We start from the raw sequence: 24408 nt of genomic DNA on the forward strand, positions 1-24408 counted from the left end.
GGGTGACGGGGATGGGGGGCATGGGGGGTCAGTGCCCGCTCGCGGCCTTGCGGCGCGTGCGTGTGCGGATGAGGACCGCGACGAGGTTCAGGGTGAAGGTGAGCAGCAGCAGCACCATCACGGTGGCGTACAGCAGGGGACGGGTGGCCTCCACGTCCGGCGACTGCGTGGCCAGCACGTACGTGTGGTAGCCCAGGTGCATGAACTGCGAGTTGAGGCTCGTGGGCAGGTCGGGCAGGAAGTAGGCCGCGCCGGTGAAGAGGATGGGGGCCACCTCGCCCGCGCCCCGGGAGATGGCCAGCACCGCGCCGGTGAGGATGCCCGGCAGCGCGCCCGGCAGCACCACCCGCGCCAGCGTCTGGGACTGGGTGGCGCCCAGCGCGAGGCTCGCGGTGCGGTGGTCCAGGGGCACCGCCCGCAGCGCCTCCTCCGTGGAGACGATGACGACGGGCAGGGTGAGCACCGCCAGCGTGAGCGCCGCCCAGAGGATGCCCGGCTGGGCCCAGTGCAGCTGTTCGTACCCCAGCGCGCGGTCCAGGCCCTTGCCCACGAAGAGGATGAAGAAGCCCAGGCCGAAGAGGCCGAACACGATGGAGGGCACGCCCGCCAGGTTCGCCACCGCCACGCGCACCAGCCGGGCCAGCTTCCCGTCCGGCGGGGCGTACTCGTGCAGGTACACCGCCGTCAGCACCCCCACCGGCATCACCGCCACCGTCATCAGGAGCGTGAGCGCCGCGGTGCCGAAGAGGGCGGGGAAGATGCCGCCACCCATCATCCCGTTGGAGGGCGCCTGCGTGAGGAACTCCCAGGACAGGTGGCTCGCGCCCCCCTTCACCACGTCCAGCAGGACGAGGGCGAGCATGGCCACGATGACGAACGCGGCCACCCCCGTGAGCGACACGAGCGACAGGCCTACCACACGGCGCGTGGCGTGCTTCACCCGGCACCGCCCTTGAGCCGCTGGATGACCTTCTTCGTCCAGACGCTGGCCAGCATGTTCAGCACGAAGGTGAAGAGGAACAGCTCCACGCCGATGAAGAAGAGCAGCGCGTAGTGGGGGCTGCCCACCACCACCTCGCCCATCTCCGCGGCGATGGTGGCCGACAGCGAGCGCACGGAGTCCCCCAGGTTCGCGGAGGTGATGGCCGCGTTGCCGGAGGCCATGAGGACGATCATCGTCTCCCCGATGGCGCGCCCGAAGCCCAGCACGCACGCGGCGAGGATGCCGGGCGCCGCGGCCGGGAGCACCACCTTCCACGCCGTCTCCCACTGCGTGGCGCCCAGGGCCAGCGACGCCTCTCGGTAGCTGCGCGGCACGGCGGTGAGCGCGTCCTCCGTCACCGTGAAGATGACCGGCACGATGGCCAGCGCCAGCCCCAGGCCCGCCACCACCGCGTTGAGCCGGGACGTGAAGCCGAAGGTGTCCTGGAGGAAGGTGGCCAGCACCATCAGGGCGAAGAAGCCCAGCACCACGGACGGGATGCCGGCCAGCATCTCGATGGTGGGCTTGAGCACTTCGCGCAGGCGGCGGGGCGCGAACTCCGCGGCGAACAGCGCGCCGAAGATGCCCAGCGGCACGGCCACCAGCATGGACACCGCCGTCGTCTTCAGCGTGCCGATGAACAGCGGAATCATGCTGACCTTGGGCACGCCGGACACGGGCTGCCACACGTAGGCCAGCGGCTTCGCCTTCCGCACGAGCTGCGGCAGGAACATCTTGGAGAAGCTCGCCTCCTCGCGCGCGGCCGCGTCGGTGACGAGCGTCAGGGCCTCCTTCGCCACGAAGACGAGGATGAGCACCAGCGCGGCGATGCCCGTGAAGGCCACCGCCGTGATGACCCCGGCGATGAGCTTCTCCTTCAACTGCCGCCGCCGTGCCTCGGGCGACAGCATGGGCAGCGCCACGGGGGGCGCGAGGTCCTGTTCCTGCATGACGGCCTGTCTATCCAAGATGGAGCCCTCGCGCGCGGGTGACGGACGTGGGACGGCCACTACTTCACAGGGAAGTAGCCGACCTGGGTGACGATGGCCTGGCCCTCGGGGGACAGCGCGAAGTCGATGAACGCCTTCACGTCGCCGGCGGGCTTGTTGCGCAGGTAGAAGTACAGGTCGCGCGACAGCGGGTACTTGCCGCTCTTCACGTTCTGCGCCGAGGGGGCGAAGGCCTCGTTGCCCTTCTTCACCTTCAGCTCCTTGATGCCCTTGGCGAACGCGGCGCCCCCGTAGCCGATGCCGTGCTTCTCCTTGGACACCGCGTTGACGACGGCGGCCGTGCCCGGGAGCGTCTGCGCGGCGGAGGCGAAGTCCTCTCCGTCCAGCACCGCGTCCTTCACGAAGACGTAGGTGCCGGAGGAGTTCTCCCGCGAGTACAGGACGATGGGCGCCTCCGCGCCGCCCACGGCCTTCCACGACGTCGTGTCACCCAGGTAGATGTCCCGGAGCTGCTCCACCGTGAGCGCGTCCAGCGGGTTGGACGCGTTGACGTAGAAGGTGACGCCGTCCTTCGCCACGGACAGGCCCGTGGGCGCCGCGTTGGCGCCGGCCTTCAGCTTGTCCTCCTCCGCCTTCTTCATCTCGCGGCTGGACATGGCGATGTCGGTGGTGCCGTTCTGCAGCGCCGCCAGGCCCGTGCCGGAGCCGCCGCCCGTCACCTGGACCTTCACGGACGGGTTCTTCTTCATGAACGCCTCCGCCCAGCGCTGGGCCAGGATGACCATGGTGTCCGAGCCCTTCACCGTCACCGTGCCCGCCTGGGCGGCGAGCGGGAGGACCGTGAGGCCAAGGGCGACGAGACTCGAGAGCAGGGTCTTCTTCATGGGGTGTCTCCTCGGAAGCGCCACTGGAGGGTGAACAGCGGGCCGCGTCACGATCTATGGGGCGGATGTGGCCGTTTGACGGCCCTTGCGTGACAAATGGGTGACGGCAACGCCCGCGCCCGCGCTCATCCGGCGGTGGGGTCCACGATGCGGTAGCCCACGCCGCGCACCGTTTCCAGCAGGGCGCGGGCGTTGCCCAGCTTGTCGCGCAGGCGCATGACGTGCGTGTCGATGGTGCGCGTCTCCAGGGAGCTGGACAGGCCCCACACCTCCTCCAGGAGCTGCTCGCGCGTCTGCACGCGGCCCAGCCGGGCCATCAGGTGCTCCATCAGCCGGAACTCCAGCGCGGTGAGGGTCGTCTCCTGGCCCTCCACGTAGAAGCGGTGCGCGGTGACGTCCAGGCGCAGCGGGCCCAGGGCCAGCGGCGGGGTGGTCTGCTGGGGCGTGGCGGCGCGGCGGAGGATGGCCTTGAGCCGGAGCACCAGCTCGCGCACGGAGAAGGGCTTGACGACGTAGTCGTCCGCGCCGACCTCGAAGCCGCGGATGCGGTCGGCCTCCTCGCTCCTGGCGGTGAGCATGACGATGAGCACGTCGCGCAGCCGGGAGTTCGCGCGCAGGTGGCGGCAGACCTCGATGCCGGACAGGTCCGGCAGCATCAGGTCCAGCAGCACCACGTCCGGGGACTGCTCGCGGGCGGCCTGCAGCGCCGCCTCCCCGGTGAAGGCCAGGTGCGTGGAGAAGCCGGCGCCGCGCAGGTTGAAGTCGATGAGCTCGGCGAGGTCGCGCTCGTCGTCGACGATGAGAACGTGGGACATGGCGGCTGCGTACTGTGCGCCCGTCCCTTCGCGGCGACGTGACGCGCCGGCAACAACTGCGTCACGTCCATCACCGGGGACGCCACGGTGCCCGGGAGGACGGGTCACGGGCGTCGCAACGGACGCCCTGGCGAGGCCAGCCATTGCAGGGAGAAGTCACGCCCCTGGGGCCGCAGGGCCACCGCGCAGCCCTTTCGCAGCGTGTCTGGCAGGTCCTGTCCCAGCGCGAGCGCGGCGGCGCGCTCCAGGGACGGGTTGTGGCCCACCAGCGCCCAGCCCGGACCCACCTCCCGCGCCAGCTTCAGGACATGGCGGGCCGCGCCCTTCATGGGCACGAGGGCGGGGTGGACCTCCACGTGTGACAGGCAGAGCGCCTCCGCGAGCAGCTCCGCGGTCTGCACCGCGCGCACCAGGGGGCTGGTGAGGATGCCCATGAGGGGCGTCAGGCGGGCGAGCTTGCGCGCGTGCAGCCGGAAGGCGGCGCGGCCCTTCGGGGTGAGGGCGCGGGCCTCGTCGCCCAGCGCGTGGGAGTCCTCGGCGACGGCGTGGCGCACCAGCAGGAGGGGCAGGTCGTGGTCGGCCATGGGGCGCGTTGTAGCGCGGCTTCCGTCCCTCCGGGTGTGACGAACCGGTGGACTACTCCACGCCGCCCAGGAAGAACGCGAGCAGCAGCAGCGCCAGCACGCCGGTGGTGATGGCGGCGTAGGTGCGGTCCTTCTGCGCGCGGAAGAGGCCCAACGACAGCGCCACGCGCAGCACCGGCACGGTGATCATCACCAGCAGGCCCGCCATCACGAAGGACTGCCCGCGCACGGCCAGGACCCCCTCGAAGACGTCCGCCAGCCGGTGGGGCGCGGAGTCCGGCGCGGTGAGCCGCTCGAGCGCGTCCGGAGAGGAGAAGTAGTCCGGGTGGCGGATGAACGTGATCACCATGCCGCACATGACGAGCGACAGGCTCAGCAGCACGCCCACGCGCAGCAACTGGCTGATGAGCAGCTCCGGCGCCAGGGGCACCGCCTCCGGGTGGCTGGCGCTGGGGGTCAGCTCCGGCGCGGGGGGCTCGGGGGCTTGCTGGCTCATCCGTGGATCCCCTTGGACAGCATCTCGTAGGACACCCACAGCAGGACGGCGACGAAGAGGCCGCGCAGGGAGCCGCTCTTGAGCTTCGTGAGGTAGCGCGAGCCGGCGTAGGCCCCCACCGTGACGCCCACGCAGACGGGGCCGGCGATGAAGGGGTCGATGTCGCCTCGCGCGAAGTAGATGCCGGCGCTGGCCGCCGCCGTCACGCCAATCATGAAGTTGCTGGTGGCGGTGGACACCTTGATGGGCAGCCCCATCGCCAGGTCCATGGCCGGCACCTTCAGCGCGCCAGAGCCGATGCCCAGCAGGCCGCTCACCGTGCCCGCCACGTACATGAGCCCCAGGCCGGTGAGGGGGCGCTGCACGCGGTACGCCACGTCCTGACCGGTGGACGCGTCGTGGTAGCTGCCGTGCAGGGCGAGCCGGTCCGCGAGCGCATCCGGTGCGGGCTCCTCGCGCGGCGTGTCGTCCTGGCGCAGCTTGCGCAGCATCGCGAGCGCCGAGTACGCCATCACCGCGCCGAAGAGGAGGTACAGCGCGCGGCCGCCCACCTGACCCGCGAGCATCGCGCCCGTGACGGCGCCGGCCACGGTGGCCAGCTCCAGGAACATGGCGACGCGCAGGTTGGCCAGGCCGTCCCGCACGTAGGCCGCCGCCGCGCCGCTGGAGGTGGCGATGACGGACACGATGGAGGCGCCCACCGCGTAGCGGATGTCCACCTTCAGCACGAGCGTGAGCACGGGGATGAGGATGAGGCCTCCGCCCAACCCCAGCAGCGAGCCCAGCAGGCCCGCGCCCATCGAGATCAGCAACACGATGGCGACGAAGTTGAACGGAGTGGCGTCCAAGGAGCGGCCATCTTCCTCCCGTGTCGGGCGCATGCAAGCCGCTTCACTCGGAGCCCGTCTGGCCGCCTGCCCTGGCGCACCCTCCGTGACGGGCGGGTCATCCGCGCTCCAGCGGTCGCGGCGTGGCGACGGCCCTCGCTCCCAAAGTAGGGGAGGCGGCTACCTGCGCGACGGGGGCCCGTCCTTGGCGCTGCGGGCGGGCTGCCGCGCTCCGGAGTCGCGGGGCGGCGGCGGGTTCGCGGGGGAGGCCCCCGCGGGTTCGGAGGCGCTGCCCAGGTGGATGCCCGGGGGCGGCGGGTTCTTCAGCACGGACTCGGTGCGGGTCGCGGACTCGGTGACGTCCGGGGCGAAGCGATCCGCCAGCTCCGCGGCGGCGTCACTCAGCTCGCGGTGCGCGACGATGGTGCGCTCCAGCGTCTTGTTGAGGCGGGCGGACGTGTCGAAGGTCTGTCGGGACTCGTCGGAGGCGGGCAGCGAGTCCTGGTAGGAGAACGCGAGCGTCGCGTCCCGGCGCAGCGCATCCAGCAGGCGCGCGAGCTGCTGCTGGAGCTCCGCGTCCTGCTCCGCGCGCGTGCGCTCCAGCAGGCCCCGCTCCCCGCCGAACCAGACGCGGCCCGCGCGTCCGAAGCCCTGGTCCACGGAGGCCGCGGGCAGGTCCTCCAGCACGACGAGCGGATGCACGCGGCGCGGGAAGTCCTGGCCGTACAGCGCGAAGAGCAGCGTGCCATCCGCGCGGGGGAACACCGCCGCGGTGCGCGAGCCGAAGGGGAAGAAGGGCGTGGCGGACACCTCCGCGCGCTTGCGCATGCGCGCGCGCGCCAGCGCATCCAGGGGCGGGTTCGCCTCCGCGCGCCTGGGCGTCCGGCGCAGGTTGTTCATCAGGTCGCGCGCCTGGTCGATGCCCACCACCACGTTGAGCGCGCTGCCGCGCGAGTAGCCCGCGTGGTAGACGCCGACGAGCTCGAACTCGCCCGTCTTGCAGGAGATGGCCAGCACGGGCGACCCCGAGTTGCCCTGGGACAGGAGCGCGTCGATGACGAAGTCGTCGTGGTACCACTCCTTGTACTCGTCGCGGTCGTAGGCGGAGATGACCTTGCCCATGTTGGTGGCGTTGAAGACGCCCAGCGGGAAGCCGCGCACGTCCACCACGTCGCGCTCGCGCACGCCCGCGCTGCGGCCCACCTTCCACGGCAGCACCGTCAGCGGCGTCTTCGACTTGATGACGGCCAGGTCCAGCTGTGGATCCACCACCGCCTTGGACAGCGGGATGTCGTCGCGGTCGTACGCGTCCGCCTCGTTCTCCACGATGCTCAGGCCGTCCTTCACGCGCTTGCAGCCGGACGGCACGTTCTCCACCGCGTCCGCGTCGCTGGTGACGTCCGGCCACTCCACGACGTGCTCGTTGGTGAGCAGCAGCGTCTCTCCGGCCTGCTGCCGGTACGCGAACGCCGTGCCGTGCGCGGACACCGACGTGCGCGTGCGCCGCACGTTGCCCTCCGCGCCGTAGGACAGGCACTCGTACACGGCGGTGCTGCGCACGCAGTACGTGTACTTCTTCTTCACCGACTGCTCGAAGGCGCGCGCCTGGGCGGACAGCGCGCTGTAGCTGTCCGCGTACTCGCCCTCGCAGAAGGGCGCGGCGGGCGGCGTGCCGGCGGCCTGGGGCGTGGACTCGGGAGGCGGCGCGGGGGGAGGGGGCTGCGCACCCGCCGTGGCCAGGGATACCGCCACCACCGACAGTCCGACCGTCCACCAGACCATGGCCCCTCCTCCGTCGTGAATGTCGTCGCCTCTTTGTTGCTAAGGCTCCTGGTGCCCACACGCACCTGGGCGTGCGGGACCCAGGCCACGATTGGCGCGGGCAATCGCCCGCTGTCCGTCAGAAGTGGCGGCGGGCCTGTCCATTCCCGGACGGGCGCTCCCCACGCGCACGCACCCGGTGGGCGGAAGGCTCACCCGTCCAGGTCGTTGAGCGCGTCGAGCGGCAGCGGCGCCGCGCCCGTCACCGTGCCGTCCATGTCGGTGGGCAGGGTGGAGGGGTCGACCTCGGGCGGAGGTCCGTTCTCGAACGGCGCGGCGAGCGCGGGCCGGGCCGCGCCGGGGGCCCCGGAGGCGCCGGGAGGCGGTCGCAGCACGGGCCCCGGAGGAGGCAGCCCCGAGTGCCGCCGCGCGGCCTCCATCAGGGCGTTGTGGTGGCGGTATCTGGCCTCCACGAGCTTGTGGATGAGCAGCGGCCCGCCGGGCACGCGGCGCGCGGTGAGGGCCTGGGTGGCCTTGCGCACCGGGTAGCGCACGCGGCGGATCTGCACGCGCCAGCCCTTGGGGGTGAAGGTGAAGACGCCGTAGGCGGGGCGCAGGTCGCCGTCGCGCGGGATGCCGGCGCTGGCCACGTCCGCGATGAGCATCCGGCCCACGCGCCGCCGGTAGGGGAAGTGCAGGTGGCCGAAGGCGCACGCGGCCGCGTCCAGGTGCGTGAAGAAGCGGCGCACGGCGTGGTCGTCCAGCGTGGGATCCAGCGACTCTTCCAGGTTGCGCGGGTTGGCGTGGCAGATGAACAGGTCCTGCCCCTTGCGCGGCGTGTAGCGCAGCGAGAAGGGCATCTGCCCCAGCTGCTGCAACAGCGCGTCGCCCAGCTGGTCGCGCGTCCAGCGCAGAAGCTCCGTCTTCCAGTGGTCCCGCTCGCGGTACGCGCCGCCCAGGTAGTTGCCGGCCAGGTACGCGTCGGTGTTGCCCATGATGAGCGCGTGGCAGCGGCTGAAGAGCAGCTCCACCGTCTCACGCGGATGGGCCCCGCGCAGGGCCAAGTCTCCGGCCGCGACGATGTAATCCGGCGCCACCGATTTGGTGATGTCGTCCAGCACGGCCTCGCAGGCCGGAAGGTTTCCGTGAATGTCCGCGAGGATGGCGACCCGCATGGCCGCCCCCATCCTAGCCCGTCGCCGCCGTCGGGCCAGCCGCAGAGGGTAGAAAAATGACGAAGGTGCTGCCCTCGTTCGGCTGGCTCTCCACCTTCACCTCCCCGTCCATCGCGCCCATCAGGTGCTTCACGATGGAAAGGCCCAGCCCCGTGCCCCCCATGTCCCGGCTGCGGCCCTTGTCCACCCGGTAGAATCGCTCGAAAATCCGGGAAAGATGCTTGGGCTCGATTCCCACGCCTGTGTCGCGCACGCGCACCACGCAGCGGCCGCCTTCATACGCTCCGTCCACGTCCACCCGCCCTCCGGAGGGCGTGTACTTCACCGCGTTGTCGAGCAGGTTGAGGAGCACCTGCTCGATGGCCCGCCCATCCCCCAGGGCCACCAGCCCCGGCGGGATGTGGAGGCCCAGCTGCTGGTTCTTGCCCTCGGCCTTGGGGCGGACGCCCTCGGCGGCGCGGGAGAGGGCCAGCGCGAGCGGCACCTCGGCGCGCTGGAAGGTCATCTCGCGCGCCTCCAGGCGGGACAGCTCCAGCAGGTCCTCCACCAGCTCGGAGAGCCGTTCGGACTGGCGGTGGATGATCTCCACCATCCGGGGGGCGGCCTGGGCGTCGTTGAGCGCGCCGCCCTGCAACGTCTCCGCGTAGCCCCGGATGGCGGTGATGGGCGTGCGCAGCTCGTGGGACACGTTGGCCACGAAGTCCTTGCGGACCTTCTCCAGCCGGCGCAGCTCGGTGACGTCATGGAAGACGGCGGCGCTGCCGGGCAGGTCGCGGCCCACGGGCGTCACGCGCACCGCCAGCGTGCGGGAGAACAGCCCCTCTAGGGTCAGCTCCAGCCGCGTGGACGCGCCCTCCTGGCAGGCGCGGGCCACCGCGTCATTGAGGGCCTCGTTGCGGATCAACGCGAGCGGCCGCTGCCCCACGATGGCGCCCTGAGCGGGGCGCAGCATCTCCGCCAGCGCGTCGTTGTGGCGCACCACGGTGCCCTCGGCGTCCGTCACCCAGAGTCCCTCCGCCATGCCGTCCAGCACGGCGGTGAGGATGCGCGCCTCCTGGTTGAGGGCCGCGTTGCGCGTGGACAGCCGGTCATCCAGCGTGTCGATGGCGTCTTCCAGCTGCGCCAGGTCGTCCGTGCGCTCCAGGCTGGCGGGGGACATGACGCCCTCGGCCAGCGACTGCGTCTTCTGGGTCAGGGCGCGCAGCTGGCGCTCCATGGCCACGCGGCTCGTCCCCAGCGCCAGCGCGGAGCCCGCGAGCGTGACGAGGCCCGCGGCGAGCGCGCCCGTGGGATGTCCGAACAGCACGAGCAGCGTTCCCACCAGCAGGGCGGGGACCAGCAGGGCCAGGAGCGTGGAGCGCAGGGGCATGGTGGGAGCTTCAGGGAGGGCTGAGCTTGTAGCCCACGCCGCGCACGGTCTCGATGATGTCGCCCGCGGGGCCCAGCTTCTCGCGCAGGCGCTTGATGTGGGTGTCCACGGTGCGGGTGTGGATCTCCGCCTGGATGCCCCAGACGTCGGACAGCAGCACCTCGCGCGTCTGCACGCGGTCGCTGCGCTCCAGCAGGGTGCGCAGCAGGCGGAACTCCAGCGCGGTGAGCACCACCTCCTCGCCCTTGACGCGCACCTGGTGGCGCGACGTGTCCAGGCCGATGTCCCCCGCGGACAGCACCGCCGCGGGGCCTTCCTCCGCGTCCGCGCGGCGCAGCACGGCCTTCACGCGCAGCAGCAGTTCGCGCACGGAGAAGGGCTTCACCACGTAGTCGTCCGCGCCCAGCTCCAGGCCCTGGATGCGGTCGGCCTCCTGGCCCTTGGCGCTGACGATGACGACCGCGGCCTTCTTCAGCTCCGGGTCGTTCTTGAGCATGCGGAGCACTTCGCCGCCCGCGACGTCGGGCAGCATCAGGTCCAACAGCACCAGGTCCGGCGGCTGCGCCCGGGCCCGGGCCAGGCCCCCCGCGCCGGTGTTCGCCGTGTCGGTCTCGAAGCCGGCCGCGCGGAGGTTGTAGTCAACGAGGCCGGCCAGGTCCTGCTCGTCCTCGATGATGAGGATGCGCGTCATGAAGGTTGCTCCCGCGAAGGGGATGGAATCCGTGGCGTCCCGTAACAGATTCGTTCCGGCCCGCTCGGGACAACCATGTGACATCCATGCGCCATGCCTGCCCGCCTCCCCCCTTCAGAGGCGCGGGCTTCAGCGCGGGAACACCGGATCACACGCCTGTTCGGTCAGCTCGATGGGCGCCGCCACCAGCGCCGCGTTGCGGCCGGCGTTCACCTCGCGCAGGTAGTTGCAGGAGCTGCCGAGGAAGCGGGTGGGCGTGTCCGCGGACAGGGCCTCGATGACGAGCGCGTAGTCGCGCCCCACCGGCACGTCCACGGCCAGCTCCATCGCCGCGCCCCCGGGCGCCGAGGGGAAGCGCAGCGTGCGCCCCGACCTCCCGTCCGCGTCCCGGAGGTCCAGCAGCACGCCCGGCTCCACCTGCGCGGCCAGGCAGGTGCGTTGCAGTTCGGTGCAGTTGCGCTTCGCGCCGTCCTTGAGCACCGCCACCTGGTAGGCGCCCACCTGGCTGGCGACGGCGCGGCTCAAGACGACCTCCAGGCCCACCGGCCGGGTGTCCGTGCCCGCGTCCGGCCCACAGCCCGCCAGCACGGCCCCCAGGCCCAGGAGCAGGCACAGGCTCTCCTGGCGTCTCATGGCAGGGCGTCCTCCACGCGGATGGTGAGGGGGACCCGGCCCCGGTCCTCGGAGGAGGTGAGGGCCACCACCCCGGCGGTGCCGCCGATGGCCACCGCGCCCACGGCCACCCAGACCCAGGGGCTCTTGTACCAGGGGCGGCCCTGGCCCTCCGTCAGGGTGGCGGTGGGGGCGTTCCGGGGGGCCACCTGGAAGAGGAGGGGGTGGAACGGGTCGCCACGGCCGGCCAGCCTGCGCTGCGCCGCGTCCACGACCTCGAAGTAGTACTCCACCTCATACGAGGTGCTCTCCACCGGCAGCTCATAGGAGGGCAGCACGGCGCTGTAGTGCTCCGGCCGGGCGCGGTCGCGAACGAAGTCCACCGAGGAGAAGGCCTGGGCCCCCGCGCGCCGGTAGAACAGCCGGGCCCGCGCGCCCAGCGCCATGTCGCGCAGCGTGGCCTCCACCCGCACCGTCTCCCCGGGCGCGGGGTCCGGGATGGGGTCCACCTCCAGGGTGACGGGGTGGACGCGGCGGTGCTTCAGGTCCTCCTTCAGCTTCGCGAACAGGGCGCGAATCTTGGGGGGCGCGGAGCGGGGCAGCTCGAAGTCCGGCCGGGCCTGGAGCAGCTTCTCGTAGGCCCCCCGCGCCAGGGGCTCGTCCCCCACGTAGAGGGCGGTGAGTCCCTGGAGGCGGTAGAGCTCCACCAGCTCGTCGTCCGTGACGTCGGGGGCATCCAGCCCGCGCTGCACGACGGACAGCGTCTCCTGGAAGCGGCCGGCCTCCAGCAGCTCGCGCGCCTCGGTGATGGCGGGGCTGGCCGGTCCCAGCTGGAAGAGGGGAGGCGGGGGAAGGGGCGCACGGGCCTGGGCCGGCAGGGCGAGCGTCAGCCCGAGTCCCGCGACGCAGAGTGCGCCCCGCCAACGTCGGGCGGGGGTGTGCATCAGAAGGAAACCTACCAGAGCGGTGTTGAAGGGATCCACGCGACGCAATGTCGCCGTCCGTTCGGGGCGGCGGCGCCGTCTGGGAGGTCGCGGTGAAATCCGGCGTGTTGACTGACGGGGGGAGTCCCTCTATGTTGCGCGCCCTTTTGGATGGGACGCCTCGTAGATGCTCGTAAAGATTGAACAAATCAAAGATGCGGGGCTCAAGCTCGATGAGCCCATCGCTCTTGGGCTCCTGTCGGAGGTCCTGGGTGGCGCGGCGTCGGGTCACGACACCGGCTTCCAGCCGACCCAACCGTCCACGCTCCATGCCTCCCTGCGCAAGCTCAGTGGCGGTGTGCTGCTGCAGGGCAGCTTCACGCTCAACATCACGGCCCCCTGCAAGCGCTGCCTCACCGACGTGAAGATGGACCTGCCGGTGTCCTTCACCCTCAACCTGGTGCCGGAGTCGCTGGCCCGGGGGGATGACTTCAAGGACGACGACGAGAAGGTCATGGAGAAGAAGGAGCGCGCCCAGGGCGAGTCGGGCGGCACCTTCGCCATCAACGATACGGATGAGCAGGTGTTCGACGGAAAGACGATCGATCTGGATCCGATCGTCCGAGAACAGGTATTGCTCGCCCTCCCGATGAGCGCGGTCTGCCGGGATGACTGCCAGGGGCTCTGTGCGCAGTGCGGCCAGAACCTCAATGAGAAGAAGTGCGGTTGCACGCCGAAGGTCTCCGACCCTCGACTGTCGCCGCTGATGAACATCAAGCTGAACTGACGGTCCCTATGCCCCTCGCAGGTCGCGAGGGGGGACGGGTCCGATGCCGAGGTGAGTCGTGGGAGTTCCCAAGAAGCGGACGTCGAAGATGCGCCGGGACCGTCGTCGGGCGGGCAACAACAACCTGCGGACCGCCGTGCAGGTCATCAAGTGCTCCAAGTGCAAGGAGCCCGTGATGCCGCACCGCGCCTGCGCGGCCTGTGGCAACTACGGGGGCCGTGAAGTCATCGCGACCGCCGCGGAGTAGTTGAAAGGCGGATGACGCCGGTGCGGCTCGTCCTCGACGCGATGGGTGGCGACCACGCCCCTGACGCCGTCGTGGAAGGGGGCGTGCTGTTCGCGCGAGCGTATCCCGGGCACGAACTCGTGCTGGTCGGGGACGCCACGCGTGTACGCCCCGTCCTGGAGCGCGCCGGTGCCCCTGCCAACGTCCAGCTCCACCACGCGTCGGAGGTGGTGGAGATGGACGACCCAGCGACCGCTGCGTTCCGACGCAAGCGGGACTCCTCGCTCCGGGTGGGCTTCGCGCTCGTCCGGCAAGGGGAGGCGTCCGCCCTGGTCTCCGCCGGCAACTCCGGCGCGGTGATGGCCGGCGGCATGTTGACGCTCGGCCGGATCCCCGGCGTGGAGCGTCCTGCCATCGCGGCCCTGTTCCCGGCCCTCAAGGGCGGTGGCCGCTGCCTGCTGCTCGACGCGGGCGCCAACGTGGACTGCCGCGCCTCGCACCTGGCCCAGTTCGCCGTGCTCGGCGAGGCCTACCTGCGCACCCTGCTGGGCGTGAAGCGCCCCCGGGTGGCGGTGCTCTCCAACGGCGAGGAGCCCTCCAAGGGCACGCAGTTGACGCGGGACGCCAGCGCGCTCTTGCGGCGCTCGGACCTGGACTTCGTGGGCTACGTGGAGGGCAAGGACCTGTTCTCCGGGGATGTGGAGGTGGTCGTCACCGACGGCTTCACGGGCAACATCGTCCTGAAGACGTCGGAGGGTGTGGGCATGGGCATTACCGGCCTGCTGCGTCAGGCCATCGAGAAGCGCGGCGGCCTTCCGGAGAAGCTGGGCGCGCTGTTGCTCAAGCCCACCCTCGCGGGCCTGCGCCGCGTCATGGACTACGCTGAATACGGCGGCGCGCCGCTCCTGGGCCTCCAGGGGGTGGGCATCGTCGCGCACGGCCGGTCGTCCCCTCGCGCCATCCACAACGCGCTCGTCACCGCGCTCCAGCACGTGCGCGCGGGTGTGCAGGAAGAGCTGACGCGCTGCATTGCCAATGCCGCCTCCTGGCTTCCGCCCCACGCGCGGGGAAGGAAGGCGGAGACGGAAGAGGTTCCTGACTAGAGCGCGTGGCCCGGGTGGAGGGCTCCGACGGCGCTTCATCGGAGAAACCTCGTGTCACGCACCCAGATCCTCGGAACCGGTTCCTATGCTCCCGCGCGCGTCCTGACCAACCAGGACCTGGAGCAGCTCGTCGACACGTCCGATGCGTGGATCCGCGAGCGCACCGGCATCCAGGAGCGCCGTCAGGCCGCGCCGGATGAGGCGACCAGCGACCTGGCCGTGCAGGCGTCCCGGCAGGCGCTGGAGATGGCGGGCGTGGCGCCCGAGGCCCTGGACCTCATCATCGTGGGCACCGTCACCCCGGACATGCCCATGCCTTCGTGCGCCGCGCTGGTGCAGGCGAAGCTGGGCGCCCGGCGCGCGTTCGCCTTCGACGTGTCCGCCGCGTGCGCCGGGGGCCTGTACGCCCTGAGCGTGGCGGACCAGTTCGTGCGCACGGGCCAGGTGAAGCGCGCGCTCGTCGTGGGCGCGGAGCTGCTCACCCGCGCGGTGGACTGGTCCGATCGCAACACCTGCGTTCTCTTCGGGGACGGCGCGGGCGCGATGGTGCTCGGCCCGGGCCCGGCCCAGGACGAGGCCCCGGACGCCGTGGCGCCCCGCGGCATCCTCTCCACCTGCCTGCGCACCGACGGCGCGATGGCGGACCTGCTCTGCATCCCCGCGGGCGGCTCGCGCACCCCCGTCACCGCGGACAACGTGGATGCAAATCTTCACAAGCTCAAGATGAACGGGAAGGAGGTGTTCCGCTTCGCCGTGCGTGCGCTGGTGGAATCCACCCAGGCTTCGTTGGGGGCCCAGGGGATGAACCCGGGGCAGGTGGACCACGTCATCGCGCATCAGGCGAACCTGCGAATCCTGGAAGCCGTGCTGGCGCGTCTGGAGATCCCGCGCGAAAAATGCTGGCTCAACCTGCACAAGTACGGCAACACGTCGTCCGCCTCGCTGCCCATGTCGCTGGATGAGGCGCAGCGCGCCGGCCGTCTCAAGCGCGGGGATGTCATCGCGATGATGGCCATCGGGGCGGGCATGGCGTGGGGCAGCGCGGTGGTGCGCTGGTAGGCAGGACGACACAAGGAAGGACCGCAACATGGCGAAGGTCGCGTTCGTGTTTCCCGGGCAGGGCAGCCAGGCCGTGGGGATGGGCAAGGACCTCTACGAGCAGTTCCCCGAAGCGCGCGCCGTCTTCGACGCCGTGGACGAAGCGCTCGGTGAGAAGCTCTCCACCACCTGCTTCGAGGGGCCGGAAGACGCGCTGAAGCTCACCGCGACCACCCAGCCGGCCATCCTCACGGTGTCGGCGGCGGTGCACGCGGTGTTCAAGGCGCGCGGCCCGGCCCCGCTGTTCGTCGCGGGCCACTCGCTAGGGGAATACTCCGCGCTGGTGGCCGCGGGCTCCCTGGACCTGAGCGACGCGGCGCGGGCGGTGCGCGCGCGCGGCACGTTCATGCAGGAGGCGGTGCCGGCGGGCGTGGGCGCCATGGCCGCCATCCTGGGGCTCGCGCCGGACGCGGTGAAGGCCGCCTGCGACGCCGCGGCCGAAGGTGAAATCGTGTCGCCCGCCAACTACAACTCGCCCGAGCAGACCGTCATCGCCGGCCACGCGGCCGCGGTGGAGCGCGCGGGCCTGCGGTGCAAGGAGGCCGGGGCCAAGCGCGTGATGCCGCTGCCCGTCTCCGCGCCCTTCCACTGCGCGCTGATGGATCCGGTGAAGCCGAGGCTCGCGGAGGTGCTCGCGGGCGTGCGCATCCTCGCGCCCCAGGTGCCGGTGGTCAGCAACGTGGAGGCCACGCCCAACTCGGACGCCGCTCGCGTGGTGCCGCTGCTGCTGTCGCAGGTGAGCGCGCCGGTGCGCTGGATTGAGTGCGTGGAGGCCCTGAAGGCGAACGGTGTCACGCACGTGGTGGAGCTGGGGCCGGGCAAGGTGCTGGGCGGCCTCATCAAGCGCATCACCAAGGACATCGAATCGTTCAACGTCGAGAACGCCGCGACCCTGCAGAAGGTGCTGGCGGCGCTGGAGGCAGCATGAGCGGCTTCAATGAGAAGGTGGTGCTGGTCACGGGTGGCTCGCGCGGCATCGGCCGGGCGGTGGCGCTGGCCTTCGCGAAGGCGGGCGCGTCCACCGTCGTCATCAGCTACGTGGGCAACGAAGCCGCCGCCCAGGAGACCGTGGGCCTGCTCCAGCAGGCGGGCGCGAAGGCGGAGGCCATCCGCTTCGACCTGCTGGACACCGCCGCGTGCGCGGGCGCCGTGGAGGGCGTCATCAAGGCGCACGGCCGGCTGGACGTGCTCGTGAACAACGCCGGCCTGGCGGTGGACGGCCTGGTCATGCGCGTCAAGGACGAGGACTGGGACAAGCAACTGGACGCCAACCTGCGGGGCCCCTTCGCGCTGATTCGCGCCGCCAGCCGCCCCATGATGAAGCAGAGGAGCGGGGCCATCATCAACATCACCTCCGTGGTGGGGGAGATGGGCAACCCGGGACAGGCCGCCTACTCGGCGGCCAAGGCGGGGCTTATCGGAATGACCAAGTCGGTGGCCAAGGAGCTGGCCAGCCGCAACATCCGGGTCAATGCCGTGTCCCCGGGCTTCATCGCGACGGACATGACGTCCCACCTGGACGACGAGCTGCGCCAGAAGATGGTCGGCGGCATCCCGCTGGCCCGCCTGGGCAATCCGGAGGAGGTCGCCGGGGCGGTGGTGTTCCTCGCGAGTGATGCGGCGTCCTACATCACCGGCGAGGTCCTGAAGGTCAACGGCGGCATGTACATGTAAGCCAAGGTTGGATTGCCGCCGGGCGTGGGATATACCGCGCCGGCCTTTAAGACAGCCCGTGAGTCAAGCTGGGGCCCGCCCCGGCCGCTGGAGGATTTACACTTATGACGACTGCCACCGTGAACGTCGAAGCCAAGATCAAGTCCATCATCGCCGACCAGCTCGGAGTGGGAGAGGACGAGATCAAGCCCGAGTCCTCCTTCATCGAGGACCTGGGCGCGGACAGCCTCGACATCGTCGAGCTGGTGATGGCGATGGAAGAGGAGTTCGAGGTCGAGATCCCCGACGACGAGGCGGAGAACATCAAGACCGTCGGCGACGCCATCAACTACGTGAAGACCCACAAGAAGTAGCCGCGGCATCCTGGAGTGTCGGGGCCACGGGGGCGCGCGTCACCGGCGCTCCGGTCCCATCGCCGTCCGCGGTCAGTGGAGAGGACAAGTGTCAAACCGTCGAGTCGTCATCACCGGCACCGGCATGATTTCAGCGCTGGGCACCGGCACCGAGAAGAACTGGCAGGCGCTCCTGGCCGGTCAATCCGGAATCGGTGCGGTCACCCGTTTCGATCCGGGGAAGATCGACGCGCGCATCGCGGGCGAGGTGAAGGACTTCCAGCCCGAGCAGTTCATCGACCGGCGTGAAGTGCGCCGGATGGACCTGTTCGCCCAGTACGCGATGGCCGCGGCCGACATGGCGGTGAAGGAGTCGGGCCTGCCCATCGGCCCGGACGCGCCCCATGGCTATGATCCGGAGCGCGTGGGCGTCATCGTGGGCTCCGGCATCGGGGGCATCTCCTCGCTGGAGGAGCAGCACCGCAAGGGGCTGGAGAAGGGGTTTGATCGGCTGTCCCCCTTCTTCATCATCCAGATGATCGTCAACATGGCGCCGGGCCTCATCTCCATGCGCTACAACTGCAAGGGCCCCAACTGGGCCCCGGTGTCCGCGTGCGCCACCAGCGCCCACGCCATCGGCGAGGCCTGGAAGTCCATCCGCCTGGGTGAGACGGACGCGGCCATCGCCGGCGGCGCGGAGGCGGCCATCACGCCCCTGGGCATGGGCGGCTTCTCCGTCATGAAGGCCCTGTCCACGCGCAACGACGACCCCGCGGGCTCCAGCCGTCCGTTCGACAAGGACCGCGACGGCTTCGTGATGGGCGAGGGCGCGGGCATCGTCGTGCTGGAGGAGCTGGAGTCCGCGAAGAAGCGCGGCGCCAACATCCTCGCGGAGATCGTGGGCTACGGCGCCAACTCGGACGCGTACCACGTCACCCAGCCGGCCCCGGAGGGCGAGGGCGCGGCGCGCTGCATGCGCCTGGCGCTCCAGTCCGCCCGCATGCGGCCGGAGGAGGTGGGCTACATCAACGCCCACGGCACCTCCACGCCGTTCAACGACGCCAACGAGACCAAGGCCCTCAAGGCCGTGTTCGGGGACCACGCCCGCAAGCTGGCGGTGTCCTCCACCAAGTCGATGACGGGCCACATGCTCGGCGCGGCGGGGGGCGCGGAGGCGGTGGTGAGCGTGCGGGTGCTGACGCACAACGTGCTGCCCCCCACCATCAACCAGACGACGCCGGACCCCGACTGCGACCTGGACTACGTGCCCAACCAGGCGCGCGAGGCCCGGGTGGACGCGGTGATGAGCAACTCGTTCGGCTTTGGTGGCACCAACGCGGTGCTGGTGTTCAAGCGCTTCACCTGATGGCTTCCGGCCCGCTACTCCCCTGCACGGGGCGGCGGGCAGGGGCCTTCCCTTCCAGGCCCCGCCCTTTCAGCGGGCGCCGCTTCGGAGTCCGGCCGTGAAAGTCATCCTCGCCTCCGACCACGCGGGACTCGAGCTGCGCCAGGACCTGGTGGCCCTGCTGAAGGAGCGCGGCGTCGCGTTCGAGGACCTGGGTCCCCACACCCGTGAGTCGGTGGACTACCCGGACTTCGCGTCGCAGGTTTCGCGCGCGGTGGTGGCGGACGCCGGCACGCTGGGCGTGCTGGTGTGTGGCACCGGCATCGGGATGAGCATCGTGGCCAACAAGCACCGGGGCGTGCGAGCGGCCCTGTGCACCACCGAGTTCGAGGCGCGGATGACCCGCGCGCACAACGACGCCAACGTGCTGTGCCTGGGCCAGCGCGTGGTGGGCGTGGGCGTGGCGCGGGGCATCCTCGAGGCCTTCCTCGACACCGCCTTCGCGGGCGGCCGCCACGAGCAGCGCGTCCAGAAGATTCGCGACGTCGAAGCCCAGCAGCGCTGAAGCTCCGCCGTCGTCCCCACGCTGTCCCCGTTCGTCGCCAGGAGGCAACCCCATGGAGAACACCCGCACGCTGGCCCAGGTGGATCCTGAAATCGCCCAGGTGCTCCGTCAGGAGACCGAGCGTCAGGAGGAGGGGCTGGAGCTCATCGCCTCGGAGAACTTCGTCAGCCCGGCGGTGATGGAGGCGGTGGGCTCCGTGCTCACCAACAAGTACGCCGAAGGCTACCCCGGCAAGCGCTACTACGGCGGCTGCGAGGTGGTGGACGTGGCGGAGACGCTGGCCATCAACCGCGCGAAGGAACTGTTTGGCGCGGACGCGGTGAACGTGCAGGCGCACTCCGGCAGCCAGGCCAACATGGGCGCCTTCATGGCCCTCATGAAGACCGGCGACACCATGCTGTCGCTGGACCTGAACTCCGGCGGCCACCTCACCCACGGCGCGGCGTTCAACTTCTCCGGCAAGCTCTACAAGGTCGTCCACTACGGCCTGACGCGTGAGACGGAGACCATCGACTTCGCGCAGGTGGAGGCGCTGGCGCTGGAGCACAAGCCCAAGGTGCTGGTGGTGGGCGCGAGCGCTTACCCGCGCACGCTCGACTTCGCGAAGTTCCGGGAGATCGCCGACAAGGTGGGCGCCTCCATGCTGGTGGACATGGCCCACATCGCGGGCCTCGTGGCCGCGGGCGTGCACCCCTCGCCGGTGCCCTTCGCGGAGATCGTCACCACCACCACGCACAAGACGCTGCGGGGGCCGCGCGGCGGCATGGTGCTCAGCAAGGAAGCCTTCGCCAAGAGCATCAACAGCCAGATCTTCCCCGGCATCCAGGGCGGGCCGCTGATGCACGCCATCGCGGGCAAGGCGGTGGCCTTCAAGGAAGCGCTGACGCCGGAGTTCAAGGCCTACCAGAAGCAGATCGTCGCCAACGCGCAGGCGCTGGCGGAGGCGCTGAAGTCCGCGGGCCTGCGGCTGTGCTCGGGCGGCACGGACAACCACCTGATGCTGGTGGACCTGCGCTCCAAGAAGCTCACCGGCAAGGTGGCGGAGGAGGTGCTCGGCAAGGCGGGCATCACCGTGAACAAGAACATGATCCCCTTCGACCCGGAGAAGCCGATGGTGACCTCCGGCGTCCGGGTGGGCACGCCGGCCATCACCACGCGCGGCATGCGCGAGAAGGAGATGGCGGTGGTGGGCAGGCTCATTGGTGAGGCGCTGGATTCCGCGCAGGACGACGCCGGGCTCGCGCGGGTGCGCGGCCAGGTGAAGGACCTGGCCCAGGGCTTCCCGCTGTACGCCTCGCGGTTGAAGTAACCCGCCCCCGTGCGCTGCCCCTTCTGCCAGGACGCGGAGAACAAGGTCATCGACTCGCGAGAGTCGCATGAGGGCTCCGTCATCCGACGGCGGCGCGAGTGCCTGGCCTGCAAGCGACGCTTCACCACGTACGAGCGGGTGGAGGAGCTCTACCCGCTCATCGTGAAGAAGGACGGGCGGCGCGAGGCGTTCGACCGGGAGAAGATGCTCAACGGCCTGAAGAAGGCCTGCGAGAAGCGCCCGGTGTCCGCCGCGCAGTTGGAAGAGACGGTGGAGGACATCGAGCGGATGCTCCAGGGGATGGGGGAGAAGGAGGTGCCCTCGTCCTCCATTGGCGAGCACGTGATGCGGCGGCTGCAGCAACTGGATGAGGTGGCGTACGTGAGGTTCGCGTCCGTGTACCGCAGCTTCCGGGACATCTCCGAGTTCATGCACGAGCTGAAGGACCTGCTCGAGGACCAGGAGCGCGAGCGCAAGGTGAAGCCACCTTCGACTCCGCCCAAGGACGGTTAGGAAGGGCGGTATGCGCTTGCTCACGCGGGGACGGTTGCAGGCGGCGAAGACGCCCCGGGCGAAACGCGCGGCGGACTTCGACCACGCCGTGGCCGAGTTCTTCATGCGCATCGCCCTGGAGGAGGCCGCCAAGGGCCTGGGCCGCACCAGCCCCAACCCCGTCGTGGGGGCGGTGCTGGTGAAGGGCGGGCGCATCATCGCGCGGGGCCACCACAAGAAGGCCGGCACGGCGCACGCGGAGGTGGTGGCGCTGGAGGCCGCCGGCTCCAAGGCGCGGGGCGCGGACCTCTACACGACGCTGGAGCCGTGCGACCACTACGGGCGCACCCCGCCGTGCAGCCTCGCGGTGCTGGAGGCCGGCGTGCGGCGCGTGTTCAGCGCTTCGTCGGACCCCAACCCGCTGGTGAGCGGCAAGGGCCTCAACCGGCTCAAGCGCGGCGGCGTGGCGGTGGTGACGCACGTCCTCAAGGACGAGGCGGACGCGCTCAACCGGCCCTTCTTCAAGGTCATGCGCACGGGCCTGCCGTGGGTGACGCTCAAGGCCGCCTCGACGCTGGACGGGAAGCTGGCCGCGGCCAACGGAAGCTCGCGCTGGGTGACGGGGGAGGCCGCGCTTGCCTGGGTGCACCGGCTGCGCGATCAGGTGGACGCCATCCTCGTGGGCGCCAACACGGTGCGCCTGGACGACCCCCGGCTCACCACCCGGCTGCCCGGCGGTGGGGGCAAGGACCCCGTGCGCGTGGTGGTGGACTCGCACCTCAAGCTGTCGCCCGGACACACCGTCTTCACCCAGCGCAGCCCTGCGCGCACCATCGTGGCCACGCTGGATGACCCGGAGGGGCGCAAGGCGCGGCGCTTCCTGGCGCAGGGCGTGGAGGTCTGGCACGTGCGCGCGAAGCAGGACCGCGTGGACCTGAAGGCCGTGCTGCGCCGCATCGCGAAGGAGGGGCTCAACCACGTGCTGGTGGAGGGCGGCGCGGGCCTGTACGGCACGCTGCTGCGCGAGCGCCTGGCGGATTCGTTGGACCTGTTCCTCGCCCCCAAGCTGGTGGGCGCGGGTGGGCTGTCGTGGGCCGGAGAGCTGGGCGTGAAGGACATGGCCCAGGCGCTGGCGGTGAAGGACCTGAAGCTGGAGAAGGTGGGGGACGACGTCCTGCTGCGCGCCCTGCTCTGAAGGCCAGCGCCCGGCGCGCGCTTCCGCTATAAAATCCGGCCATGTTCACCGGCCTCATCCAGGACACTGGCACCATCACCCGCATCACCCCCGGGGCGATGACGGACGTGTGGATCCGCACCTCGCTGGGCGCGGAGGCGTTCGCGCTGGGGGAATCCATCGCCGTGGACGGCGCGTGCCTCACCGTGGTGGAGAAGGGCGGGGACACCTTCCGCGTGCAGGCCGCCCCGGAGACGCTGCGGCGCACCACCCTGGGCGCCCGGCGCGCGGGCGACAAGGTGAACCTGGAGCGGGCCCTGGCGCTGGGGGACCGGCTGGGAGGCCACCTGGTGTCGGGCCACGTGGACGCCGTCAGCGAGGTGCTGGAGGCCTTCGCGGAAGGGGGCTCGTGGGTGATGGTGTTCCGGCTGCCCCCGGAGCTGGCGCCCTGCTTCATCGACAAGGGCTCGGTGACGATTGACGGCATCAGCCTCACGGTGAACGCGGTGGAGGCGGACCGCTTCCGGGTGCAGCTCATTCCGGAGACCCAGGAGCGCACCACCCTGCACGCCAAGGGGGTGGGGGCCCAGGTGAACCTGGAGGGCGACCTGATTGGCAAGTACGTGGCCCGGCTGTTCGCCCTCCGGGGCACCCCGGAGGGGACCCGGGGCGCCGGCCTGTCGGAGGCGGTGGTCCGGGCGGCGGGCTTCACCCCGCGCGGGTAGGAAAGGCCCCGGATTTCCGGGGCGGGCGCGGTGCGGCAAACCCCGTGCAGACGTCGGGGGGCGGGGTGGTGTAAGGAGCGCGCCATGCCTCGTTATTTCGAAGGGGATTTCCTCCCCCCCCAGGGCCGGTTCGCCATCTGCGTGTCCCGGTTCAACAGCTTCATCACGGAGGAGCTGCTGAAGGGCGCCGTGGACACGCTGGTGCGCCATGGCGTGAAGGACGACGCCATCGACGTGTACCGCTGCCCCGGCACGTATGAGCTGCCCGGCCTCACCCGGCGCGTGGCGGAGGGCGGCCAGTACGCGGGCCTCGTCATCCTGGGCGCGGTGATTCGCGGTGGGACTCCCCACTTCGACTACGTGGCGGGCGAGTGCGCCAAGGGCGTGGGTTCGGTGGCGTTCAGCGCGGCGGCGGGCCCGAAGCCCACGGCGGTGACGTTCGGCGTGCTGACGTGCGATACCGTGGAGCAGGCCATCGACCGGGCGGGCGTGAAGGCGGGCAACAAGGGCGCGGAGGCCGCCGTGGCCTGCATCGAGATGGTCAACCTCTACGCGCGCATGACGGCCGCGGAACGGAAGGGCTGACCGCATGGGCGCGCGCAGAACGGCACGGGAGCGGGCGTTGCAGGCGCTCTTTCAGTTGGACATGGCCCAGGGCGCTGCCCGGGAGGCCCTGGACTCGGCGTGGGCCGCCTCCGCGGAGGACGGCAAGCCGGAGCCGGACGCGGTGAAGTTCGCCAAGGAGCTGGTCGACGGGGTGCAAGCCCACCGCGAGGAGATCGACGCGCTCATTGAACGCCACAGCCACAACTGGCGCCTGGACCGCATGTCCCGCATTGATCGGAACGTGCTGCGCCTGGGCATCTTCGAACTGAAGCACCGCCCGGACATCCCCCGCAAGGTGACCATCAACGAGGCGGTGGAGCTGGGGAAGAACTTCGGGACGGAGGAGTCGAGCGCCTTCGTCAACGGCCTGCTGGACCGCGTCGCGGTGGCGCTCGGGAAGCCGTGAGCCAGACGACCACCCTGGACGTGGGCCTGGAGGGCCTGGACGCGCTGGCCGGGGTGGACGCCCTGTGCCTCTTCGTGGCCGAGGACGACCGGCCCCTGCCCTCCACCGCGGGCTACGTGGACTGGCGGCTGTGCGGCGTCCTGTCCCGCGTGCTCCAGGGTGGCTTCTTCACCGGCGTGAAGGATGACTGGCTGCTCCTGCCCTCGGACGGGAAGTTCTCCGTGCCGCGCATCTTCGTGGTGGGGCTGGGGGCGCGCAAGCGCCTGGACCCGGCCGCGCTGGGCGAGGCGCTGGCGGGCGCGGCGAAGGTGCTCAGCCGCGCGAAGGTGGAGTCGGTGGCCCTGGAGATCCCCGGGGGCGCGGGCCTGAGCGACGCGGCGCGTGCGGAAGCGTATCAGCGCCAGTTCCTGCCGGCCTTCAAGGGGGCCCGGGTGTCGCTGCTGGCGGACAAGGGGCTTGTCGGCTCACTGTCATCCCGCAAGGGGTGACGCGCTGTG

29 protein-coding genes are annotated in these 24408 nt (G+C 70.8%); 16 read left to right on the forward strand and 13 right to left on the reverse strand.

Going from position 1 to position 24408, the window contains the following annotated elements; all coding sequences use genetic code 11:
- Positions 1 to 28 precede the first annotated feature (28 nt).
- From pstA to OV207_RS08505, 13 genes are all read right to left on the reverse strand, one after another.
- Positions 29 to 940: a phosphate ABC transporter permease PstA gene (gene pstA / locus OV207_RS08445; protein ID WP_193430551.1), complete on the reverse strand. Its 912-nt coding sequence runs from the start codon at positions 938 to 940 to the stop codon at positions 29 to 31.
- Positions 937 to 1932, reverse strand: coding sequence for a phosphate ABC transporter permease subunit PstC (pstC, locus tag OV207_RS08450; RefSeq protein ID WP_193430552.1), 996 nt, complete (start codon positions 1930 to 1932; stop codon positions 937 to 939). The genes pstA and pstC overlap by 4 nt, the downstream gene beginning before the upstream one ends.
- A gap of 59 nt (positions 1933 to 1991) precedes the next feature.
- On the reverse strand, positions 1992 to 2816 hold the full coding sequence (locus tag OV207_RS08455) for a phosphate ABC transporter substrate-binding protein (protein WP_193430553.1): 825 nt from the start codon (positions 2814 to 2816) through the stop codon (positions 1992 to 1994).
- A gap of 125 nt (positions 2817 to 2941) precedes the next feature.
- On the reverse strand, positions 2942 to 3631 hold the full coding sequence (locus OV207_RS08460) for a response regulator (protein WP_193430554.1): 690 nt from the start codon (positions 3629 to 3631) through the stop codon (positions 2942 to 2944).
- 104 nt (positions 3632 to 3735) lie between these two features.
- Positions 3736 to 4215 carry a SixA phosphatase family protein gene (locus OV207_RS08465; RefSeq protein ID WP_267554065.1) on the reverse strand — a complete coding sequence of 160 codons (480 nt, stop codon included), beginning with the start codon at positions 4213 to 4215 and terminating at the stop codon, positions 3736 to 3738.
- Between the two features lie 52 nt (positions 4216 to 4267).
- On the reverse strand, positions 4268 to 4711 hold the full coding sequence (locus tag OV207_RS08470) for a DUF1634 domain-containing protein (protein WP_267554066.1): 444 nt from the start codon (positions 4709 to 4711) through the stop codon (positions 4268 to 4270).
- Complete coding sequence (locus tag OV207_RS08475; protein ID WP_420715190.1) at positions 4708 to 5559, reverse strand: sulfite exporter TauE/SafE family protein; 852 nt, start codon at positions 5557 to 5559, stop codon at positions 4708 to 4710. The genes OV207_RS08470 and OV207_RS08475 overlap by 4 nt, the downstream gene beginning before the upstream one ends.
- A 159-nt stretch (positions 5560 to 5718) precedes the next feature.
- Positions 5719 to 7320, reverse strand: coding sequence for a S1C family serine protease (locus tag OV207_RS08480; protein WP_267554070.1), 1602 nt, complete (start codon positions 7318 to 7320; stop codon positions 5719 to 5721).
- Positions 7321 to 7511: 191 nt separating this feature from the next.
- Positions 7512 to 8474 (reverse strand): metallophosphoesterase family protein, encoded by a 963-nt coding sequence (locus OV207_RS08485; RefSeq protein ID WP_193430558.1) that lies wholly within the window; start codon positions 8472 to 8474, stop codon positions 7512 to 7514.
- A gap of 13 nt (positions 8475 to 8487) precedes the next feature.
- The gene (locus tag OV207_RS08490; RefSeq protein ID WP_267554072.1) at positions 8488 to 9843 is read right to left on the reverse strand and encodes a sensor histidine kinase; all 1356 of its coding nucleotides are present in this window, start codon (positions 9841 to 9843) and stop codon (positions 8488 to 8490) included.
- A 10-nt stretch (positions 9844 to 9853) separates the two neighbouring features.
- Positions 9854 to 10534 (reverse strand): winged helix-turn-helix domain-containing protein, encoded by a 681-nt coding sequence (locus OV207_RS08495; RefSeq protein WP_267554074.1) that lies wholly within the window; start codon positions 10532 to 10534, stop codon positions 9854 to 9856.
- Positions 10535 to 10663: 129 nt separating this feature from the next.
- Positions 10664 to 11167, reverse strand: a complete 504-nt coding sequence (locus OV207_RS08500; RefSeq protein ID WP_267554076.1) for a hypothetical protein — start codon at positions 11165 to 11167, stop codon at positions 10664 to 10666.
- Positions 11164 to 12090 carry a hypothetical protein gene (locus tag OV207_RS08505; RefSeq protein ID WP_267554078.1) on the reverse strand — a complete coding sequence of 309 codons (927 nt, stop codon included), beginning with the start codon at positions 12088 to 12090 and terminating at the stop codon, positions 11164 to 11166. The genes OV207_RS08500 and OV207_RS08505 overlap by 4 nt, the downstream gene beginning before the upstream one ends.
- Before the next feature lie 166 nt (positions 12091 to 12256).
- Here OV207_RS08505 and OV207_RS08510 point away from each other — a divergent pair, with 166 nt between their 5' ends.
- From OV207_RS08510 to OV207_RS08585, 16 genes are all read left to right on the forward strand, one after another.
- Positions 12257 to 12856: a YceD family protein gene (locus tag OV207_RS08510; protein ID WP_193430562.1), complete on the forward strand. Its 600-nt coding sequence runs from the start codon at positions 12257 to 12259 to the stop codon at positions 12854 to 12856.
- A gap of 58 nt (positions 12857 to 12914) precedes the next feature.
- Complete coding sequence (gene rpmF, locus OV207_RS08515; protein ID WP_193430563.1) at positions 12915 to 13103, forward strand: 50S ribosomal protein L32; 189 nt, start codon at positions 12915 to 12917, stop codon at positions 13101 to 13103.
- Between the two features lie 20 nt (positions 13104 to 13123).
- A complete protein-coding gene (plsX, locus tag OV207_RS08520) occupies positions 13124 to 14185 on the forward strand; it encodes a phosphate acyltransferase PlsX (protein ID WP_193430636.1) in 1062 nt (353 codons plus the stop codon).
- A gap of 51 nt (positions 14186 to 14236) precedes the next feature.
- Positions 14237 to 15244 carry a beta-ketoacyl-ACP synthase III gene (locus OV207_RS08525; protein ID WP_267554081.1) on the forward strand — a complete coding sequence of 336 codons (1008 nt, stop codon included), beginning with the start codon at positions 14237 to 14239 and terminating at the stop codon, positions 15242 to 15244.
- A gap of 28 nt (positions 15245 to 15272) precedes the next feature.
- Positions 15273 to 16211, forward strand: a complete 939-nt coding sequence (gene fabD / locus OV207_RS08530) for an ACP S-malonyltransferase (protein ID WP_267554083.1) — start codon at positions 15273 to 15275, stop codon at positions 16209 to 16211.
- Entirely contained in the window at positions 16208 to 16957 is a 750-nt protein-coding gene (fabG, locus tag OV207_RS08535; RefSeq protein WP_267554085.1) for a 3-oxoacyl-[acyl-carrier-protein] reductase, read from the forward strand. Before fabD ends, fabG begins: the two co-directional genes overlap by 4 nt.
- A gap of 104 nt (positions 16958 to 17061) precedes the next feature.
- A complete protein-coding gene (gene acpP, locus OV207_RS08540) occupies positions 17062 to 17310 on the forward strand; it encodes an acyl carrier protein (protein WP_193430567.1) in 249 nt (82 codons plus the stop codon).
- Positions 17311 to 17398: 88 nt separating this feature from the next.
- Complete coding sequence (gene fabF, locus OV207_RS08545) at positions 17399 to 18655, forward strand: beta-ketoacyl-ACP synthase II (protein WP_267554087.1); 1257 nt, start codon at positions 17399 to 17401, stop codon at positions 18653 to 18655.
- Positions 18656 to 18752: 97 nt separating this feature from the next.
- Complete coding sequence (rpiB, locus tag OV207_RS08550) at positions 18753 to 19199, forward strand: ribose 5-phosphate isomerase B (RefSeq protein ID WP_193430569.1); 447 nt, start codon at positions 18753 to 18755, stop codon at positions 19197 to 19199.
- A gap of 52 nt (positions 19200 to 19251) precedes the next feature.
- Complete coding sequence (gene glyA / locus OV207_RS08555) at positions 19252 to 20508, forward strand: serine hydroxymethyltransferase (protein WP_120540523.1); 1257 nt, start codon at positions 19252 to 19254, stop codon at positions 20506 to 20508.
- Between the two features lie 9 nt (positions 20509 to 20517).
- Positions 20518 to 21021, forward strand: coding sequence for a transcriptional regulator NrdR (nrdR, locus tag OV207_RS08560; RefSeq protein WP_120533839.1), 504 nt, complete (start codon positions 20518 to 20520; stop codon positions 21019 to 21021).
- A 10-nt stretch (positions 21022 to 21031) separates the two neighbouring features.
- Positions 21032 to 22195 (forward strand): bifunctional diaminohydroxyphosphoribosylaminopyrimidine deaminase/5-amino-6-(5-phosphoribosylamino)uracil reductase RibD, encoded by a 1164-nt coding sequence (ribD, locus tag OV207_RS08565; protein WP_267554094.1) that lies wholly within the window; start codon positions 21032 to 21034, stop codon positions 22193 to 22195.
- Between the two features lie 41 nt (positions 22196 to 22236).
- Positions 22237 to 22899, forward strand: coding sequence for a riboflavin synthase (locus tag OV207_RS08570; RefSeq protein ID WP_193430572.1), 663 nt, complete (start codon positions 22237 to 22239; stop codon positions 22897 to 22899).
- Positions 22900 to 22983: 84 nt separating this feature from the next.
- On the forward strand, positions 22984 to 23484 hold the full coding sequence (gene ribE / locus OV207_RS08575) for a 6,7-dimethyl-8-ribityllumazine synthase (RefSeq protein ID WP_193430573.1): 501 nt from the start codon (positions 22984 to 22986) through the stop codon (positions 23482 to 23484).
- A gap of 4 nt (positions 23485 to 23488) precedes the next feature.
- Positions 23489 to 23911 carry a transcription antitermination factor NusB gene (nusB, locus tag OV207_RS08580; protein WP_267554098.1) on the forward strand — a complete coding sequence of 141 codons (423 nt, stop codon included), beginning with the start codon at positions 23489 to 23491 and terminating at the stop codon, positions 23909 to 23911.
- On the forward strand, positions 23908 to 24399 hold the full coding sequence (locus OV207_RS08585) for a M17 family peptidase N-terminal domain-containing protein (RefSeq protein ID WP_193430575.1): 492 nt from the start codon (positions 23908 to 23910) through the stop codon (positions 24397 to 24399). Before nusB ends, OV207_RS08585 begins: the two co-directional genes overlap by 4 nt.
- The last annotated feature ends 9 nt before the right edge of the window (positions 24400 to 24408 follow it).

Origin of the sequence: Corallococcus sp. BB11-1, from assembly GCF_026626625.1 — a bacterium.
GTDB classification, from domain to species: Bacteria; Myxococcota; Myxococcia; order Myxococcales; family Myxococcaceae; genus Corallococcus; species Corallococcus soli.

Bases quoted from the DNA above. Each gene is read 5' to 3' on its own strand.
- OV207_RS08490 (WP_267554072.1), bottom strand. From the start codon at position 9,843: ATGCCCCTGCGCTCCACGCTCCTGGCCCTGCTGGTCCCCGCCCTGCTG.
- fabD (WP_267554083.1), top strand. From the start codon at position 15,273: ATGGCGAAGGTCGCGTTCGTGTTTCCCGGGCAGGGCAGCCAGGCCGTG.
- nusB (WP_267554098.1), top strand. From the start codon at position 23,489: ATGGGCGCGCGCAGAACGGCACGGGAGCGGGCGTTGCAGGCGCTCTTT.
- OV207_RS08500 (WP_267554076.1), bottom strand. From the start codon at position 11,167: ATGAGACGCCAGGAGAGCCTGTGCCTGCTCCTGGGCCTGGGGGCCGTG.
- OV207_RS08495 (WP_267554074.1), bottom strand. From the start codon at position 10,534: ATGACGCGCATCCTCATCATCGAGGACGAGCAGGACCTGGCCGGCCTC.
- fabG (WP_267554085.1), top strand. From the start codon at position 16,208: ATGAGCGGCTTCAATGAGAAGGTGGTGCTGGTCACGGGTGGCTCGCGC.
- OV207_RS08505 (WP_267554078.1), bottom strand. From the start codon at position 12,090: ATGCACACCCCCGCCCGACGTTGGCGGGGCGCACTCTGCGTCGCGGGA.
- ribE (WP_193430573.1), top strand. From the start codon at position 22,984: ATGCCTCGTTATTTCGAAGGGGATTTCCTCCCCCCCCAGGGCCGGTTC.
- OV207_RS08510 (WP_193430562.1), top strand. From the start codon at position 12,257: ATGCTCGTAAAGATTGAACAAATCAAAGATGCGGGGCTCAAGCTCGAT.
- acpP (WP_193430567.1), top strand. From the start codon at position 17,062: ATGACGACTGCCACCGTGAACGTCGAAGCCAAGATCAAGTCCATCATC.
- OV207_RS08485 (WP_193430558.1), bottom strand. From the start codon at position 8,474: ATGCGGGTCGCCATCCTCGCGGACATTCACGGAAACCTTCCGGCCTGC.
- OV207_RS08470 (WP_267554066.1), bottom strand. From the start codon at position 4,711: ATGAGCCAGCAAGCCCCCGAGCCCCCCGCGCCGGAGCTGACCCCCAGC.
- pstC (WP_193430552.1), bottom strand. From the start codon at position 1,932: ATGCAGGAACAGGACCTCGCGCCCCCCGTGGCGCTGCCCATGCTGTCG.
- OV207_RS08465 (WP_267554065.1), bottom strand. From the start codon at position 4,215: ATGGCCGACCACGACCTGCCCCTCCTGCTGGTGCGCCACGCCGTCGCC.
- OV207_RS08480 (WP_267554070.1), bottom strand. From the start codon at position 7,320: ATGGTCTGGTGGACGGTCGGACTGTCGGTGGTGGCGGTATCCCTGGCC.
- glyA (WP_120540523.1), top strand. From the start codon at position 19,252: ATGGAGAACACCCGCACGCTGGCCCAGGTGGATCCTGAAATCGCCCAG.
- OV207_RS08570 (WP_193430572.1), top strand. From the start codon at position 22,237: ATGTTCACCGGCCTCATCCAGGACACTGGCACCATCACCCGCATCACC.
- OV207_RS08460 (WP_193430554.1), bottom strand. From the start codon at position 3,631: ATGTCCCACGTTCTCATCGTCGACGACGAGCGCGACCTCGCCGAGCTC.
- OV207_RS08455 (WP_193430553.1), bottom strand. From the start codon at position 2,816: ATGAAGAAGACCCTGCTCTCGAGTCTCGTCGCCCTTGGCCTCACGGTC.
- ribD (WP_267554094.1), top strand. From the start codon at position 21,032: ATGCGCTTGCTCACGCGGGGACGGTTGCAGGCGGCGAAGACGCCCCGG.